This is a genomic window from Alkalibacterium putridalgicola (assembly GCF_900109825.1).
GTDB classification, from domain to species: Bacteria; Bacillota; Bacilli; order Lactobacillales; family Carnobacteriaceae_A; genus Alkalibacterium; species Alkalibacterium putridalgicola.
The window spans coordinates 41,553-58,277 of record NZ_FOBL01000007.1; the positions used below are offsets into that span (position 1 = coordinate 41,553).

Here is a 16,725-nt window from a genome sequence, read left to right on the forward strand (position 1 = left end):
TTTCATCTTTTCATTGCTCATTCACTGACATCGTGCTATAGTTGACGTATACAAATAAACTACGTCAGGAAGAGGGGTATCATGGAAAGCACAGAGAAATCACTTCAGTTACTGGAAAAAGTTACCGAATTCAATCATCATTACAAATATTTGACGGATCATTTACTGCATGAACTGGGATTGTCCCATTCAACCATCAATCTGATCGAACTGATCGGTGACGATGAAATGACTTTGAAAGAAATCACAAAGAAAAGCCGTCTGGATAAATCGACCGTCAGTCGCCAGATGAACGCGTTAGTTCGGAAAGAACTGGTCACCAAAACGGCAGGCACCGATAAACGCTATGTTTATTTCAAACTGAACGACAAAGCCAGTGAGGTCTTCAAAAACTATCACACCCAGTTGGAGGAGAAATTTCAGAATATCCTTTCCGGTTGGACCGAAGAGGAAGCGCATATGCTGACCGTGTTACTCGGACGACTGAACCGAAGCATGACTAACCGTATGAACTGATCTCTGCATTTTGAAACTGATCCAGACAGAAAGAGGTAACGTTATGACATTGAACCGTAAAAAATCTAAACCCCGTCGTATTGCTTTGCTTGGTATACTAACGGCTATTATTCTTATTCAGAACTTTGTACCATTCTTAGGGAACATCCCGATCCCTCCCTTGAATCCGACCATTATTCATATCACTGTCATCGTCGCCACCTTGACGATGAGCACGACAGACGGCATGATCATCGGCGGTATCTGGGGCGTGACCCGAATGATCCGTGCCTATACGATGCCGGCCTCACCGCTGGATCTATTACTGTGGACGAATCCCATGATCGCGGTGATTCCGCGCATACTGATCGGTCTCTTTACCGGCTGGGCGTATGCCTTCTTTAAACGTCTCTTCTCGGAAAAAGACAAACTGGCCCTGGCGAGTGCGTCTGTCGTCGGCTCCTTTACGAACACCGTTTTCGTCCTGCTGTTCATTTATCTCTTTTACGGAGAGACTTATGCACAGGCTATCGATGTCGACATGAGTAATCTGATTGGCGCGCTGGGTGTGATCGTCGGAACGAACGGTGTCGCAGAAGCGATCGCCGCTGCCATTATCGCTCCACTGGTCACGATCCCGTTAAGAAAAATCACCTATCAAAAATAATTTCTATATAAAGCTCCGCCGTCTTCCTTTCGCGATCAGAGAGATAGACGGCGGGGTTTTTTCTGTCTTCAGGGGCTATCAGTTTAAATCATCTTAATATAGTGCTAAATTCTTAGTGTAAACAAAATTTAAAGGAGGAAAAATGTTATGCGCGCAGTTACGTTTCAAGGCAAACAGAAAATGGAAGTTACGTCTGTTCCCGACCCGACGATAAAAGACCCGACCGATGTGATCATCCGGGTCACCTCTACAGCGATTTGCGGCTCTGACCTACACCTTTATCACCACGGAAAGATGCTCCTCGATAAAGATTATGTCGTGGGTCATGAACCGATGGGGATCGTGGAAGAAGTAGGACCCGAAGTGAAGACCCTCAAAAAAGGCGATCGGATCGTCGTGCCGTTCAATGTCAGCTGCGGACACTGTCACTACTGTACCCATGATATGGAAAGCCAGTGTGACAATTCCAACAAGAATCCGGAGTCAGACTTTGGTGGCCTGTTCGGCTTCGGCAAGTTGAACGGTGATTACCCCGGCGGACAAGCGGAATTCATGCGTATCCCTTATGCAGACCAGACCTCATTCAAGATCCCTGATGACTCTGTGCCCGACGAGAAAGTCCTCTTCCTGTCTGATATCGTTCCGACGGCTTTCTGGAGTGTGGAACATGCCGGCGTAAAGAAAGGGGACACCGTTATCGTCCTGGGGTGCGGACCGGTCGGCCTTCTGGCTCAGAAATTTGCAAAATTGGCAGGAGCTAAACGCGTCATTGCCGTGGATCATGTGACCCACCGCTTGAATTATGCGGCCAGTAAACTAGGCGTTGAGACCCTGAACTTTGACGAAGTGGACTTTCCCAGCTTTGCCCTGAAAAATATGACCGACGGCGGTGCCGATGTCGTTATCGACTGTGTCGGTATGGACGGTAAGCAGCGAAAGATAGAAAAAGTGACCAATCTGATTTCTGCCCAGTCAGGAACCACGAGCCCGATCGAAATGGCAAGTATTGCGGTCAAGAAATTCGGTACGATCATGATCACAGGTGTTTATCTGACACCGGCAGCGAACTTCCCGCTCAACCTGATTTTCTCACGTAACATCACGGTCAAGTCCGGTCAGTGTCCTGTTCCGCATCTGATGCCTAAGTTGTATGACATGATCATGAAGGAAGAACTCGATCCGATGGACATCATCACGCATATCATGCCGCTGGAACAGGCTTCTGTGGCGTATGATATTTTCGATAAAAAAGAAGACAACAACATTAAGATCGTTTTGAAACCGTAATCGGATGCTTTTACAGAAATCTTTCCCGATAGATTAGTTTTTCGGGAAAGATTTTCTTTACGCCGGAAGGGAAGACGGAAACACTCCCGCAAAGAATGTCGTCGCTTTGTTATCTTAATTACTCACTAAAATCGTTATAATATGGTACACTTTTAAAAGAGTTTCTTACATAAGATTAGAAAGGAAGAACGTCATGAGAAAAACACGCGCGAATAAAAACAATCCGAATGATCCGAAAAATAACAGTAAGATCGAAAAAATCTATTATGTGGTCATTGGACTGCTGGTCGTTATTTTAGGCGGTCTGGTCATCTTTATTTTCGCCAACCAGGATGATGTCGTCACGGACGAGGACCAAAACGGTACGCAGGATTCTGAACTGGTTTCTGAAACTGATGAAAATGCGTCATCTGAAGGAACAGAAACAGACGAAAATACAGATGAAGAACCGGCGGCTGAAGAGGAAGCAGCTGAGGAAGGCACCGTAGATCAGGAGGTCGATACGGAAGCCGAGGAAGCAGTTGAAGAAGCCGAAACCGAAGAAGAACCCGAAGAAAATACAGATGAAGAAACCACTGAGGAACCGGCGGATACAGAAGAGACAACAGAAGAAGCACCTGAAGAAGAAACAGCAGACGAAACTGAGACAGAAGAAGAGACAACCGATGCAGACATCAATGCCGATGCACCGCTGAACGAAGGCTACAACATCAACTTCAGCGACGGATCCAGTGACCGTAACGCCATTGAGCAAAATGCCAGTGCAGTCAGCGGCATCAGCCAGAGCGACATGATCACCTGGTGGGTAGGAAACAATGGTCCTGGCCGTGCCTTTACAGTCGTTTCAGACAGTGGAAGAAACACTGTTTACCGCGTTTATCTCCAGTATGGTGAAGATGCTTGGCACGTTACAGCTGCCGAAGAACTTGACAGCGTCCCCTCAGAATACCGCTAAACTCTAACTGAATATTTCGTGAGCTTCTAAAGGACCCAGTGATGCTGGTGATTTCTTTAGAAGCTTTTTTTAGTGATTTAAAAGGAACAAAATGAGCCCGCTCATTTTGATATCCTTATTTTGTTTCGGTTTGGTCGTTAGGTCAGGCTGAGGTGATCCTAATGACAGAAGTTCAGCATGTTCAACAGGTTCATATGGATAGTTCAAACGTAAGTACCGAAGCAGGGCCTCCTTCGGCTGATAGGACATGTTTGTTCAAAGCTAAGTGTCGAAGTCGGGCTTCTTCGGTAAGTACTAGCCGTTTTCTCAACTGTAAGTGTCGAACCAGGACCAGCTTCGATGCTTAGGAACCGCTGCTCCAAACGTAAGTGTCGAAGTTCGGCAACTTCGGTCGATTCGAACTGTTTATCCAAACGTAAGTGCCGAACCGGAAAAACCTTTCGGCTTATCCGTCTCCTGATCCTCTTGGAACAAGCCGAACTTTACGCTTTTCGGCTTGTTCCTTCCTCTCAGTGTCCAGAACAGGTCGAACAGCCAAAATACAACAGAAAACCGACCTCAAACCCCTGCAAGAGACTGTTCTCTTTCGTCAAATCAGGCGCTTCATGGTAAACTAGTGTTAAACACGCTAGGAGGGTGACGATGAAGAAACCAAACAGTAAATACAATATGATCCAGGAAATCTTAGAAAAAACAGAAGCGGAAGTCGAAAAAATGCCGCCGGTCAATATCCTGATCGCGGGGAAGACGGGGGTCGGGAAGAGTACGCTGATCAACAATGTGTTCCGGGAAAAGCTGGCGGATACGGGTATCGGCAAACCCGTCACGAAGCACTTGCGGCGGATCACAAAAGAAGGCATACCGATCGTTCTGTACGATACACGCGGTCTGGAACTGCAGGAAAAGATCCAGAAACAGGTCATGAGGGAGATCTTCGACCTGGTCGAGCAGAATAAGAATTCCAGAGAGGCGATCCATGCGGTCTACTACTGTATCCAGGCGAATTCGTCACGCATCGAAGACACGGAGATCGAACTGATCAAGGAAATTTCAGAGATCCTGCCTGTGATCCTCGTTCTGACGCAGTCCATCGGGAAGCCGGCTGATGAGTTCAGCCGATACCTTGAAAACATGAACCTGCCTGTGGCGGCCGTGCAGAATGTGATGTCGGAACCGTATGAGATCTCAGATGATTATGTAATCCCGCGTTTTGGACTCAAGCAGCTGATCGAGAAGACGCTCCAGCTCATCCCAAAGGAGAGCAGGGAGGCTTTTAACAATGCCCAGCAGGCCGATATCGAACGCAAGGCCAAAGCCGCCAGACGCTGGGCTTCCCGCTACGTGGCGACCACATTCGGTGTCGGCTTCGCACCCATCCCTTTCTCAGATGCTTCCTTGTTAGTCCCGATGCAGGTGACCTTGCTGGCCCATATCACCGCCATCTTCGGGATCTCGCTGGACAAGTCGACCATCGTCAGCATCATTGCGGCAGTCGGCGGGACCGGCTCAGCGACGATGATCGGGAAAACGGTCGTGGCCAATGCCTTCAAGTTCATTCCGGGAGCAGGGACCATCATCGGCGGGATCATCAGCGGAACGACGGCGTCCATCGTGACGAGTGCGCTGGCACTCAGCTACATCGAAGTCTTGAGTATCATTGCGACCAAGGAAAAAGAGGGCGAGAGCATCGACTTGGGCCTTTTAGAACGTCTGATGCGCAGCCAGTTCAAGAAGAACCTGAAACTCGACCGCAGCGAATTGAATACCAAAGAACTCGAATTCGATAACGATGAGGCATTAAATGATGCTTACAGCACTTATTCGGATCTGGAAGATGAAACGCGTAACGCCGTGCCGCTGCCAAAAAAAGTATCCCGTGCGGTCAATAAGTTTGTCAAAGATCATCTGCCTTTTAAAAGAGAATAGATAGACAGGGAATTAGAAAACCGAGCGGACTCAGTCACTCGGTTTTTTGCTGCTTCGGAAAAAATTTAGAGGATAGGTCAACTTTCTCATCGTTTATTCGCTTATTTCAACGCGTTTTTCTGTTATACTACTAAAGAGTCAACAACTATAGGAGTGAATATTATGAGTAAAAAGCGCAACAATCGTCCTAAAAATAAAAACAAGAAAACGGACAAGCTACGTAAAGGTACGACCCAGATCGACAAACGCGGGGTCACCAACTACACCATAGAAGAAGAGACGACTTTACTGCCGTTTCTTTTAGAAACCATCACCAACAAGAGCCGTAACTCAGTGAAATCCATCCTGACACGCGGGCAGGTGTCGGTCGACGGCGAAGAAGTCACACAGCACAACCATCCGCTGAAACCCGGCCAGGTCGTCGGCATTTTAAGCAACAGAGAAAATAAAAAACGGTCAGAACTTTCCGGTTTGGACATCCTGCATGAAGACCGGGATATCATCGTTATCAATAAAGAAGCAGGACTATTATCCGTGGCGGCAGACGATCCATTGGAACCGACCGCGTACAATCAGTTGAGCGACTATGTCAAAAAAGAGGATCCTGAGAACAAGATCTTCGTGGTCCACCGTCTGGACAGAGACACATCCGGCGTCATGCTGTATGCCAAATCAGAAGAGATCCAGCAGGCTCTCCAGAACGACTGGAAGAACACCGTGAAAGAGCGTATCTATACGGCGCTGGCTGAAGGCAGTGTCAAAGAAGAGCAGGGCGAGATCTCATCCTGGCTGAAAGAAAGCAAAGGCATCAAAATGTATTCCAATCAGGAAGACAACGGCGGCAAACATGCTGTGACCCATTACCGTAAAGTGTTGGGCAATGAAAATTATTCCCTTTTAGAAGTGGAACTGGAAACCGGACGCAAACATCAGATCCGTGTGCATTTGAAAGACATCGGGCATCCGATCGCTGGAGACAAACTCTACGATGCGGAAACGAACCCGATCAAACGTCTCGGTCTGCATGCGACCACACTCGTTCTGGTCCATCCGGGCACGAACAAACTGGTCCGCTATACCTCAGAAGTTCCGGGTTCTTTCCTGAAGCGAGTCAAATAGCAGAAAACAGTTTTTTCTGTCTGACCGGGAATATCTTATAGTTTGAGAGCTGTCCGTTATTTGTTAGACTATAAAAAAGCAGAACAATCAGTTTAAAAAGTAAACGATGCTTGGATATGGGACACATCTAAAGAACACCCTTGTTTATTCGCTTTCAGCTATCGAGAATCGAAACAACCAGGAAAGAGGTATTTTTGTGAAGGCATATATGCGGACGATCTGGGATGACCTTGTAAAAAACAAGGTCATCATCATTTTATTATCTCTTGTGTGGATCCTGCTGTTTGAAGAGTTCACCCTCTTCATTTCCCTGACCGGTCTGTTCATGGCTATAGTGGTGGTTTTATTTACCAACCGTTTCATGTTGAAAGGGGACTACCAGCATACCTATATGATCGGACTCCTGACCTTAGCGGAGTATGGGGCCCGGCTGCTCACAGGCATCTGGCTGGCCGGCTTTGAAGTGATCCCTTATATCCTTTCCGGGAAAACGGACGTCCAGATCATTTCGTGTGAGACCAAACTGTCGGACGAACTGCTGATCAATATTTTGGCCAATTCCATCACGTTGACACCGGGAACGGTCACTGTTGAAAAAAAAGGAAACCAGCTTCGTGTCCTAGCTCTGAATCCACCGGCAGAAGATGGCGATCCGCGGGATGTGATCCCTTATAAACTGGAGAATGTGCTGTTACGTTATGAAAACAAGCTGAAAAAGGGATCCAGACCATGATGACGAAAGAGAGAAGGGGATAAGATGGACTTCAATGAATTTGTGTTGATCACCGTAGCCGGGCTTTCTGTGTTTGGGTTAGGCCGTGTACTGATCGGGCCAACCATTTGGGACCGCATGCTTGGCTTTTCAGTTTTTTCTTCCAAGGTCATCGTGGCGACTGTGATGATCGGTGTCCTGTATAAACGCACGTTCTTACTCGATGTCGCCCTCATTTACGGGGTTCTCGGGTTCCTCAGTACGATCATGATCTCCCGTTTTGTCGAGAAGAGAGGCGATATATGATGGATCAGTGGATAGACTTGGCTGCTAACCTCATCATTATCGTCGGACTTGTCTTCATGGCCCTGGGCGTCCTTGGGATCTACCGGTTCTCGGATTACTTTTCGCGGATCCTGGTCACTTCCAAAGTCGATACAGTCGGTTTCATCACAATTATGACCGGTCTGATCATCAAGCATGGTTTTGAATTTTTCAGCGGGAAGATCCTGCTTATACTGACACTTTATATGGTCACTAACCCGATCGCCACTCATGCGATCACCCGCTCGGCTCATATCAGCGGATACCGGATCAAGAAGGAGAGATAAGGGATATGTTTCAAACCTTTCTGCTTATTGCTTTGCTTGTCTTTGCCAGTTTTGCTGTCTTTTCAGACAACATAAAGCGGTCAGTCATCTATTTAGGTGTTTTTTCACTCGTCACGGCAGTCACCTACCTGCATTATAATGCCCCGGACGTTGCCCTAGCGGAAGCGGCCATCGGTGTGGGGCTGTCGACCGTCATGTATTTAGTGGCGACGAAAAAGCTGTCTATTTATGACATCTGTTACGTGAACGAGGACGTCGAAACGTTCAACGACCAGAGTATCGGTGAGATCATGGATACAGTCGTCCGTCCACTTGAACGATTTCTGGAGCGGACAGAAGATTTTGAACCGCAGCTGGCCTATACGAATCATCCGATCGAACAAATCATGCAAGAAGACGATCATGATATTTACATCCACCGAAAAGGCGATCTGACTTATTTATACGGAAATAAAAGTGACCAGGTCTTTCAGGATATCGTGGCAAATATGCACGAGGTAATCAGAGATAACCAGGATATCAGGGTCATTTACATAGATGAGGTGACTGACAGTGAAAGAGACGAATAAAGCGGTCAAAGTCATTCGGGTAGTCTTTGCCGCAGCAAGTGCCTGTCTTGTTCTGTTCCTTTTTCTCAATCATTCTGAAAAACTGGACATGCCACTCAGGGAGTACATTACAGCCAACTTTTTTGAAGAAACAGGCGCTCAGAATGCCGTGTCTGCCATCTACCTGAACTATCGGGTATTTGATACACTGCTGGAAACGCTGATGCTGCTGGTTTCCGTTATGGAAGTGATCAACGTCTCCTGGGCAGGCAAACAAGCCAGACAGCGCACGTTTGAAACTAAACCGTTCGATCCTAAAGACCATTCTGAAATCGTGCTTCGCATGGTGGGGGTCATTTACCCGTTCGTGCTGCTGATCGGATTGTATATTATTTTCAACGGTCATGTCTCTCCCGGCGGCGGGTTCCAAGGCGGGGCCATTCTGGCGACAGCATTGATTTCACGTTATCTCGTTTATCCAAACTTTGATCTGGATCTGGACAGGCTGGAAAAATTTGAAAAACTGCTTTTCCTGGCCATCGCGGCAACGCCGATCCTTTATATCTTCATGCAGATCCAACCTGTCGATACGCTTTTTTCACATAAGGTCTACATGGTCTTCATGAATAGCCTGATCGGTCTGAAGGTCTTTGCCGGTTTGAGTGTCATTTTTTATCGCTTTGTCTTTTATGAAGGCCGGTAAGCAAACCTGATCGAAAGGCAGCCGCCCGACAAGTCAACTGATCGAACCGACCGCACCATACTTCAGGAAAAGAAGGTGAAACCAGTGAATTTTATTTTTGGAGAAGTTGCCGGGATACTGATATTTTTTATTGGTCTCTGCGGCTTAATGATCAAAAAATCGATCGTCAAGACGATCATGGCTCTGACAGTCATGGAATCCGGCATTATTTTATTCTACATTACTATCAATTATACACCTGACACCATCCCTCCGATCGGACAGGCCCAGGAAGCGGCTTTTGCTGATCCTGTCCCGGCGGCGTTGATGATCACGGCGATCGTGATCGGTATTGGCATCACAGCGATCGGGTTGACCATGTTTATGCATTATAAACAGGAACATGGCATCACCCATTGGACGAGAGACAGAAATCAGCAGGGAAGTGAACGCAAGTGTTAGGGATCTTTGTGTTAGCACCGATACTCATTGGAACGATCGCGTATATCATCCGGGACACATGGGCAAAACCCTTGCTGTTCCTTTTTCAGTTCTCCTATGTGGCCTTTGCTTTCAGCCAGTTCCTGTCTGTCAAAGCCAACGGACCGATCATCTGGAATACCGGGGGATACACGGACGGTCTTGCTTTAAGTTTATTCGCCGATTCTCTTTCGATTTTTATGGTTCTGATGACGTCGTTCATCTACCTGGCGTTTCTGATTTTTGCCGTCAACGCTGACTACTTTCATTCAAAGTTCTATTTCATGTTCCTGGTCCTGGAAGGTCTGATCATGGGGCTGTTTCTGTCGAGCGACTTGTTCAACATCTTTGTCTTTTCAGAAGTGTCGACGGTCGTGGTATCGATCCTGATCATGCTCAACAAAGAGAAGCAGGCCATTTATGACGGCATGATCTACTTTTTCGTTAACGTCATCGGGTCATCTTTTCTGCTGTTCGGGGCAGGCATGATCTACCGCACATTCGGCCTGCTCGATATCCGGGCTGTGAGTGCCGCCATGCCGATGCTTGAAGAGCCCCAAGCCATGATCCTGCCTTATGCGATGATGATCGTCACTGTGTCGAACAAAACAGCCGTCATGCCGCTCTTCAGCTGGCTTCCCAAAGCACACGGGACACCGAGTGCACCCCCGGTCATTTCCGCGGTGTTAAGCGGGTTGTATATCAAGAGCGGGGTATACCTGTTTATCCGGTTCAATCAAATGTTCGCACCGGTCATCGATATGCAGTCATTCTTTTTCTGGGTCGGCTTTTTCACGTCGGTTATGGGTGTCATCATGGCCTTGGGACAGCGGGATATCAAACTTTTCCTGGCTTATTCCACAGTGTCTCAGGTCGGACTCATCGTGGTCGGATTAAGTATGGGGTCAAATGTGGCATATTGGGGGGCGGTCTATCATATCTTCAATCATGCGCTCTTTAAATCCACTCTTTTCCTGACTTCCGGTCTGATCGAAAAAGAGTATAAAACAAGAAATATCCATGAGATCAGAGGCCTCTTCAGGCGCATGCCCTGGGTGGGCGCTGCCACTGCTTTTGCTGTACTCGGCATTACCGGCGCTCCTTTTTTCAATGGCAGTATTTCAAAATACATGATCGCGAACGGGACAAAAGATGCGGGGATCACTCTCTTACTCAACATCATCAATTTAGGAACGATCCTGTCTTACGTCAAGTATTCGGCCATGCTGTTTGGAAAAAGCAGGGAAGAGCAGCCGGGCAAACCGGAGCGCATCGCTGCTGCCACTGCTTTCGTATTGGGAGTCATCTCACTGTTTACCGGCTTATTCGGCGAATTTTTGACCGAATTCTTCTTCGGCATCGAACTGCAGGTCGATACGGCGGAGTATATCAAGAAAAGCCTAGTCTATGTATTCATGCTCGTTGCCGGTGTGGCGTTTTATAAAGGCCTGCTCAAACGGGACCGGATCCTTGAGCGCATCGGGACGACTGAACTGACCTTTAACGGCATCATTACAGTGATGACTGGCTACTTCATCACTATCCTGGTCTTTTTGTCCAGTGTCCTATAGGCACCAAAATGAGGAAAGAGAGCGATCGCTCTCTTTTTTTTTTACTAAAGATGAAAAATATAAAGCCTGATCCTTTTATTTTTGCACCAAGTCAAGCTACAATTAACTTATCATCACTTCGAGACAAACTAAGGGGGGAACGGAACATGACAGAACCTTTCTTGAATAAAGAACTTACTACACTCAATGCACCAAAAAAGATGGAACAGACCGACGAAAGCCTAGTGATCCATACCGAACCGGGGACGGATCTCTGGCAGCGGACGTATTACGGCTTTCAGAACGACAATGCGCCGATGGTTCAGACCCAGACAGATGAACCGTCCTTTTCATTCGTCACAAAAGTCGAGAATGAAAGCAGTCACCGTTTTGACCAGGCAGGGATCGTGGTATATCTGGATTCAGATAACTGGATCAAGGCGTCGTCAGAATACGAGAACGAAGACTACCAGCGTCTGGGAAGCGTCGTGACGAACGGCGGATACTCAGACTGGGCCAGTCAGGATATCGACGCGGCGATCACGACTGTCTGGTATCGGCTCAGCCGCAGAGGACCGGACTTCCGTGTGGAGTATAGCCTGGACGGCACAAATTTCAAGCAGATCCGTATCTGCCATATGGATAAAGGCGACGCACCAGTTTCCTTTGGTGTGTATGCCTGCAGTCCAGAAAATGGCTCCTTTAAAGCGACCTTCAGCGAGATGACGATCGGACCCGGCGTATGGGAAGCGCATGAATAGGAGAGAGTCTATACAAAAGCTGCAGAGGTTAGTGTAGACCAGCAAAAGGGATAATTTATTTTAAGCTTTTACAGTTTTTTGACTGGGTTCAGTAAGTACGATCAGTCTTTTGTAACGTAACTGTCGAAGTCGGTCAAGTTCGGTAACTAGCCGGCGTAATCCTTGATCTACTTACCGAAGTAAGCGCCGGTTCGACACTTTGAAAAGTAATCGGTCGTTCTACTTGCCGAAGAAGGCTCCATTCGGTAAGTAGGATGATTTGATGCATAGCTATCGACCGAATAGGCCGTACTTTCGACACTTACAGCTAAGCCTAGCTAACCTACTTGTCGAAGTTCACCCGGTTCGGCATTTAGCCGAGAGTCTCCTTTAGCTAACTGTCGAACCAGGGAGTATTAAGACCCGCCGGACTGAATAACCTCTAACTCTTGCAGCTCGCTTGCCTTGAAAGTGAATCAGATCGGTAAACGATTTATATTTCTGCAATTTAAACAAAGCAGACAACGGGGCTTATATTTATCGCAGAAATTATTTGATAAAAAAAAGAGCTGGAAGCTTCCAGCTCGACCTTATTTCACTTCATTACTTCTCGTACAGTTCACCAAACCACAGCATCATTTCCCGCTCGGCACTTTCGACTGAATCCGACGCATGAATCGTGTTTTCCGTCTTGTCTTTTCCGTAAAGGGTACGGATGGTATTGGGGCGGGCGACCTTCGGATCGGTGTCACCGACCAGCTCACGTACGCGGTGGACCGCTTCTTCACCATCGATCACACAGACGACCAGGGGGCCACGTGTGATATAGTCCAGCAGTTTATTGAAAAATGGCTTATCAGCCAGTTCAGCATAGTGCTTGCGTGCCAGTTCCATATCGGCCTGCATCATCTTAAGGCGGCTGATGCGTAGATCATTACGTTCAAATTCTTTCAACAGATGGCCCGTCAGATTTCGTTCGACCCCATCCGGTTTGATAATGACCAGTGTGCGTTCTTCCATTCAAACATCCTCCTCTAAATTATTTCTAATTTCAGCTTATCACATTAATACGAAACTTTGAAAAAAAGACTCTCGAAACTGTAAGCCATTTCAAGTAGAATAAATATAGATAAGTGTTACATAAAATATTTTTATAGAAAGGATGACAAGATGACACACCATCTAAGATACTTAGCGCTAACTGGAGCACTACTCACTTTAGCGGGATGCGGCACGGATGAAGACGTTTCAAAAATCCAGACCGAGCCTATCTCACTGCTGCGTATAAAAGACGGAAGCGACGAGACCGAAGCACCACGACATATCCAGATCAGACCTGAACAGAAGGAGGTCAGTATCTTCGACGGCTTTGATGACACTGATGAGGACGTTGATGGTTTTGAAGACTTTGAGAATGATGAAGGGTATGAGAACCATGAGCTTGTCACCTATGACGTCTCAGACAAAACGATCGACATCAGTTATGACGACAGAAGTATTTCTTTGACTGACATCGACAACCGTCAGTATGAAGACGAAGAAGGCAATATCTATCAGATGGAGTTTTACACCGAAAATTACGAAGACGACTAACATTTCAATTTTATTCAAAGTAATTTATGCATGAAGAAAATAGGCCTAACTTTCAGATCAACTAAACTTAATAAGGGAGGAAATATTAATGATAGACATCAAAAACAAATGGACACTTGTAACGGGAGCGAGTCGGGGGATCGGACGGGAGATCGCTTTAGCCATGGCAAAAAGGGGCGCCAACGTCATCGTCCACAGCCGCGAACTCGCACACACGGAATCGCTCGTGGAAGAGATCAGACAGCTTGGCGTGAATGTCTTTCCTGTAGCAGCGGAACTGTCGAATGAAGAAGCGGCCAGAGACATGGCCGACACGGTTTTAGAAAAAGCACCGGTTTCTATCCTCTTCAATAATGCGGGCGTCCAGCCAATGAGTCAGGACCCGTACTGGAAAGTGGACGCGAATGACTACTTATGGACCTATAAAATAAACGTGATCGCTCCGATGCTACTCATTGAAAAATTCCTTCCGGGCATGGTGGAACAGAACTTCGGACGGATCATCAACACCACTAGCGGCATCAAGAATCAGCCCGCTCAAGGCGCTTATGCAGCGTCAAAAGGGGCGCTGGACAAGCTGACCAGAGACTACGCCGGCGAACTGAAAGGCAAAAACGTGACGATCAATGCCGTCGACCCCGGCTGGATCAAAACAGATATGGGCGGATCACAGGCATCTCACTCGGTGGAAACCGTCATCCCTGGCATGATCCTTGGCGCCTTTGTTAAAGAAGACGTCAGCTGCCAGTGGCTTCAGGCCCAGGGCTTTAGAGGACAAAGCCTGGAAGAAGCCTTATAAAAAGCTTGAAAAAGACCTGAACTAAAAAGGAGACCAGTCGTGTGGTCCCGAAACATCCGGTTATTAGGGGCCGCAGACTACTTATTAATGACTGAATCATATTATCCAGAAAAGAGGTGAGCGAGATGAAACTGACTGCATTCGAAACCGAGATCGATTCAAAAATCCTTGACCGCGGGCTGGACTACTTCAAGCGGGACAAAATACTGGACGTCAAAAAAAACGACGACCGGCACTATACTTTTACTGTCGAAGGGACGAAACCGTACACGGTCACCGTGACGTTCGCCGAGGACCTGAACACCATCACGCATGCGTTATGTGACTGTCCTTATGACAAGGGACCCTTCTGCAAGCACCAGGCGGCGGCCTTTTACCATTTATCTGTGAGCCTGGGTCTGAAAGGGATGGGAATCAACGACACAAACCTGCGCCTCAGTCTCTCACGGCTCTATAAAAACGAACTGATCGAGCTGCTCGTTGAGATGGCTATGAAATACCCGTCCGAACAGGAATACTTTTTGATGAAACACGCCAAGTACCGGCTGTACCCGGATCTGCGCTACCTGAAAATGACCTTTGTCAAAAAAATCGAATTCTACCTCAACGGCAGAGATGATCTGACTTCTTATACCTTGATGGACGTCACCGATGACCTGGCTCAAGTGGTCGACATCGCCCGAGAGATCGACGAACTCGTCCTCTTCTTCAACACACAGCTTTTCTTCTATACCGAAGTCCTGATGATCAAAGAATACACGCAGGACCAGTTCGGCAGCATCGATGCCTTACTTACATACATCCTATTTGAGATGCAACAGCGGCTGGATCAGCATTCATTCATCACATCAGCTAAAAAATCCAATATCGTCGTCACTCTGGAAATGACCCTGGACCACAAACTCTACGACACGCACATGCAAAAATCCGTCCAGCTCATCGATGCCTTCAAAGACTACCTGGAAGAAGACCTCCCCAGAAAAAAATACATCGCACTCATAAACAAGAAGATAGACATCTGTAATCAGATGGGGGACGGAACGAACTATAAAGAGCTCGAACAGTTGAAACAGTATGTCGAACAGTGGTATGGGGGATAAAAGGAGACGGTCGATAATGGGAAGATTTGACAGCTTGACACAGTACCTGCCGATGATCGCGTCAGACAGCATCGGTAAGTGGGTCATTGATGAAGAGAATGACGGAACACCGGCGCATCCGATCCAGATGCCCTATGTTGAGCACTTATTTCGGACATCTTTTTTCTTTTTCTTCACCTAGACACATTCAGAAGCCATTCACACGAAAAAGGTCAGGCGCTGTAATAAGTTCACGTTTATTGAAGGCTATTTCGGGAGCTCATCCTTTTTCCGGCACCCACTTACTGGAATAGTTGCTTATTTCAGGTACTCGACCTCATGGCAAGCGCTCAGTTCCTGGAATACATACTTATTGCAGGCACTCGACCTCATGGCTAGTCTTCAGTCCCGGGAATAGTCGCTTATTTCATGAACTCGACCTTATGGCGAGCGCTCAGTTCCTTGAATACATACTTATTGCAGGAACTCGCACGTGTTAAAGTCTTCGAGTTACGGCTATTGCCGCTTATATCGGTAACCCAAGTCGTACATAGATGTCGAGTTCCCACTATAGCGGATATTAGCAGTATCTCAAGCTACTTTTAGTCTTTCAGTTCCTATTATAGGCACCAATAATAGGAACTCATCCGCATTTTTCTGCCACAGTTATGCTTATACGTCCTTATAACAGCAACTCACTCTCGTTCCTTCCAATCAGTTACAGCTATAAGTGCTCATAACAGGAACTCAATTAATCTTTCTCATTTCAGTTCCGGTTATCACCTAGGAAGGCTTCTGATCAATAAAAAAGCACAAGCTTCTCTGTTAGTATCAACTTTCAGAGAAGGCTGTGCTTTCATATGGAGGAGCTAGTGGTATCTGAATTCGATCGGTGCGGTGACGATCCGTTTATAATGCTTCCGTCTTTGTGTCAGATCACTACTTTGCATGAAGAGAATGGAGAAGGCTTCCCACAGAAACACCCAGCTGCCGACCGTTAAGTTTAAAAGCAAGAGTTCCTGAAGCAGACGGCTTTCTTCGCTGATCTGCAGATAGGTCGTCAAGATCGTGAACAGAACGGAGACTGCGATATACACAAAGGATTTATTTCTCTTCCGGTTCGTGTGTTTCGTCGTCAAAAAATAGCGATAGTTAAAATGGTTGCGGACGCCGTTGATGATAGTCTTTTCCATTTCCTTGTCTTTCTTTTCATCTTGCATGTTAAAGACAAGCTTAATTTTATTTTTTGAGTCGATCTCATATGAAAATTCATCTAAAAAAGATTTCAGGCTGGAATCCAGATCCCTTATATTGTAGACAGACGAATCCCACGTATTGAATACCTCGTCATAATCCTTTAAAGCAATGTCAATGATATAATTGCCTGTATCCGGGTCGATCGTGTAAAACTGATCTAAAAAATTGGTCTTCATTTTATTTCCCTTTCTTTACATAAAAATCAAGCGTATTTCTCGTATGAAA

General features: G+C 46.8%; 20 protein-coding genes. 18 read left to right on the forward strand and 2 right to left on the reverse strand.

Translation table 11 applies throughout. The features are described from left to right. The first annotated feature begins 81 nt into the window (after window positions 1-81). From BMX84_RS03555 to BMX84_RS03620, 14 genes are all read left to right on the forward strand, one after another. Window positions 82-516: a MarR family winged helix-turn-helix transcriptional regulator gene (locus BMX84_RS03555; protein WP_091487288.1), complete on the forward strand. Its 435-nt coding sequence runs from the start codon at window positions 82-84 to the stop codon at window positions 514-516. A gap of 43 nt (window positions 517-559) precedes the next feature. Further along, window positions 560-1,162, forward strand: coding sequence for an ECF transporter S component (locus BMX84_RS03560; protein ID WP_091487289.1), 603 nt, complete (start codon window positions 560-562; stop codon window positions 1,160-1,162). Window positions 1,163-1,309: 147 nt separating this feature from the next. Continuing rightward, entirely contained in the window at window positions 1,310-2,449 is a 1,140-nt protein-coding gene (locus tag BMX84_RS03565) for a zinc-dependent alcohol dehydrogenase (protein ID WP_091487291.1), read from the forward strand. 193 nt (window positions 2,450-2,642) lie between these two features. Then, window positions 2,643-3,404, forward strand: coding sequence for a DUF1510 family protein (locus BMX84_RS03570; RefSeq protein WP_091487293.1), 762 nt, complete (start codon window positions 2,643-2,645; stop codon window positions 3,402-3,404). A gap of 642 nt (window positions 3,405-4,046) precedes the next feature. Beyond that, window positions 4,047-5,330, forward strand: a complete 1,284-nt coding sequence (locus BMX84_RS03575; protein WP_091487294.1) for a YcjF family protein — start codon at window positions 4,047-4,049, stop codon at window positions 5,328-5,330. Between the two features lie 162 nt (window positions 5,331-5,492). Continuing rightward, a complete protein-coding gene (locus BMX84_RS03580; RefSeq protein ID WP_091487297.1) occupies window positions 5,493-6,449 on the forward strand; it encodes an RluA family pseudouridine synthase in 957 nt (318 codons plus the stop codon). 196 nt (window positions 6,450-6,645) lie between these two features. Next, on the forward strand, window positions 6,646-7,182 hold the full coding sequence (locus BMX84_RS03585; RefSeq protein WP_091487299.1) for a Na+/H+ antiporter subunit E: 537 nt from the start codon (window positions 6,646-6,648) through the stop codon (window positions 7,180-7,182). 24 nt (window positions 7,183-7,206) lie between these two features. Continuing rightward, on the forward strand, window positions 7,207-7,467 hold the full coding sequence (locus BMX84_RS03590; protein WP_091487300.1) for an MrpF/PhaF family protein: 261 nt from the start codon (window positions 7,207-7,209) through the stop codon (window positions 7,465-7,467). Continuing rightward, the gene (gene mnhG / locus BMX84_RS03595; protein WP_091487358.1) at window positions 7,467-7,772 is read left to right on the forward strand and encodes a monovalent cation/H(+) antiporter subunit G; all 306 of its coding nucleotides are present in this window, start codon (window positions 7,467-7,469) and stop codon (window positions 7,770-7,772) included. Before BMX84_RS03590 ends, mnhG begins: the two co-directional genes overlap by 1 nt. A 5-nt stretch (window positions 7,773-7,777) precedes the next feature. After that, window positions 7,778-8,341 carry a Na(+)/H(+) antiporter subunit B gene (locus BMX84_RS03600; protein ID WP_091487302.1) on the forward strand — a complete coding sequence of 188 codons (564 nt, stop codon included), beginning with the start codon at window positions 7,778-7,780 and terminating at the stop codon, window positions 8,339-8,341. Next, window positions 8,325-9,023, forward strand: coding sequence for an MnhB domain-containing protein (locus BMX84_RS03605; RefSeq protein WP_246119106.1), 699 nt, complete (start codon window positions 8,325-8,327; stop codon window positions 9,021-9,023). The genes BMX84_RS03600 and BMX84_RS03605 overlap by 17 nt, the downstream gene beginning before the upstream one ends. An 84-nt stretch (window positions 9,024-9,107) precedes the next feature. Beyond that, a complete protein-coding gene (locus BMX84_RS03610) occupies window positions 9,108-9,464 on the forward strand; it encodes a sodium:proton antiporter (protein WP_091487304.1) in 357 nt (118 codons plus the stop codon). Further along, window positions 9,458-11,053, forward strand: coding sequence for a complex I subunit 5 family protein (locus BMX84_RS03615; protein WP_091487305.1), 1,596 nt, complete (start codon window positions 9,458-9,460; stop codon window positions 11,051-11,053). The genes BMX84_RS03610 and BMX84_RS03615 overlap by 7 nt, the downstream gene beginning before the upstream one ends. Before the next feature lie 146 nt (window positions 11,054-11,199). Beyond that, window positions 11,200-11,793, forward strand: a complete 594-nt coding sequence (locus tag BMX84_RS03620) for a DUF1349 domain-containing protein (protein ID WP_091487307.1) — start codon at window positions 11,200-11,202, stop codon at window positions 11,791-11,793. A 582-nt stretch (window positions 11,794-12,375) separates the two neighbouring features. On the opposite strand, the gene ndk is transcribed toward BMX84_RS03620, so the two are convergent. Then, the gene (gene ndk / locus BMX84_RS03625) at window positions 12,376-12,792 is read right to left on the reverse strand and encodes a nucleoside-diphosphate kinase (RefSeq protein WP_091487309.1); all 417 of its coding nucleotides are present in this window, start codon (window positions 12,790-12,792) and stop codon (window positions 12,376-12,378) included. Between the two features lie 150 nt (window positions 12,793-12,942). Between ndk and BMX84_RS03630 the strand changes: the two genes are divergently transcribed. The 4 genes from BMX84_RS03630 (at window position 12,943) to BMX84_RS12475 (ending at window position 15,445) form a co-directional block, all read left to right on the forward strand. Continuing rightward, window positions 12,943-13,365 carry a hypothetical protein gene (locus BMX84_RS03630; protein ID WP_091487310.1) on the forward strand — a complete coding sequence of 141 codons (423 nt, stop codon included), beginning with the start codon at window positions 12,943-12,945 and terminating at the stop codon, window positions 13,363-13,365. 88 nt (window positions 13,366-13,453) lie between these two features. Further along, complete coding sequence (locus BMX84_RS03635; RefSeq protein WP_091487312.1) at window positions 13,454-14,164, forward strand: SDR family NAD(P)-dependent oxidoreductase; 711 nt, start codon at window positions 13,454-13,456, stop codon at window positions 14,162-14,164. Between the two features lie 125 nt (window positions 14,165-14,289). Beyond that, complete coding sequence (locus BMX84_RS03640) at window positions 14,290-15,264, forward strand: SWIM zinc finger family protein (RefSeq protein ID WP_091487313.1); 975 nt, start codon at window positions 14,290-14,292, stop codon at window positions 15,262-15,264. Between the two features lie 16 nt (window positions 15,265-15,280). After that, entirely contained in the window at window positions 15,281-15,445 is a 165-nt protein-coding gene (locus tag BMX84_RS12475; protein WP_177165449.1) for a hypothetical protein, read from the forward strand. Window positions 15,446-16,112: 667 nt separating this feature from the next. On the opposite strand, the gene BMX84_RS03645 is transcribed toward BMX84_RS12475, so the two are convergent. Then, window positions 16,113-16,676, reverse strand: a complete 564-nt coding sequence (locus tag BMX84_RS03645; protein ID WP_091487315.1) for a hypothetical protein — start codon at window positions 16,674-16,676, stop codon at window positions 16,113-16,115. Between the last annotated feature and the right edge of the window lie 49 nt (window positions 16,677-16,725).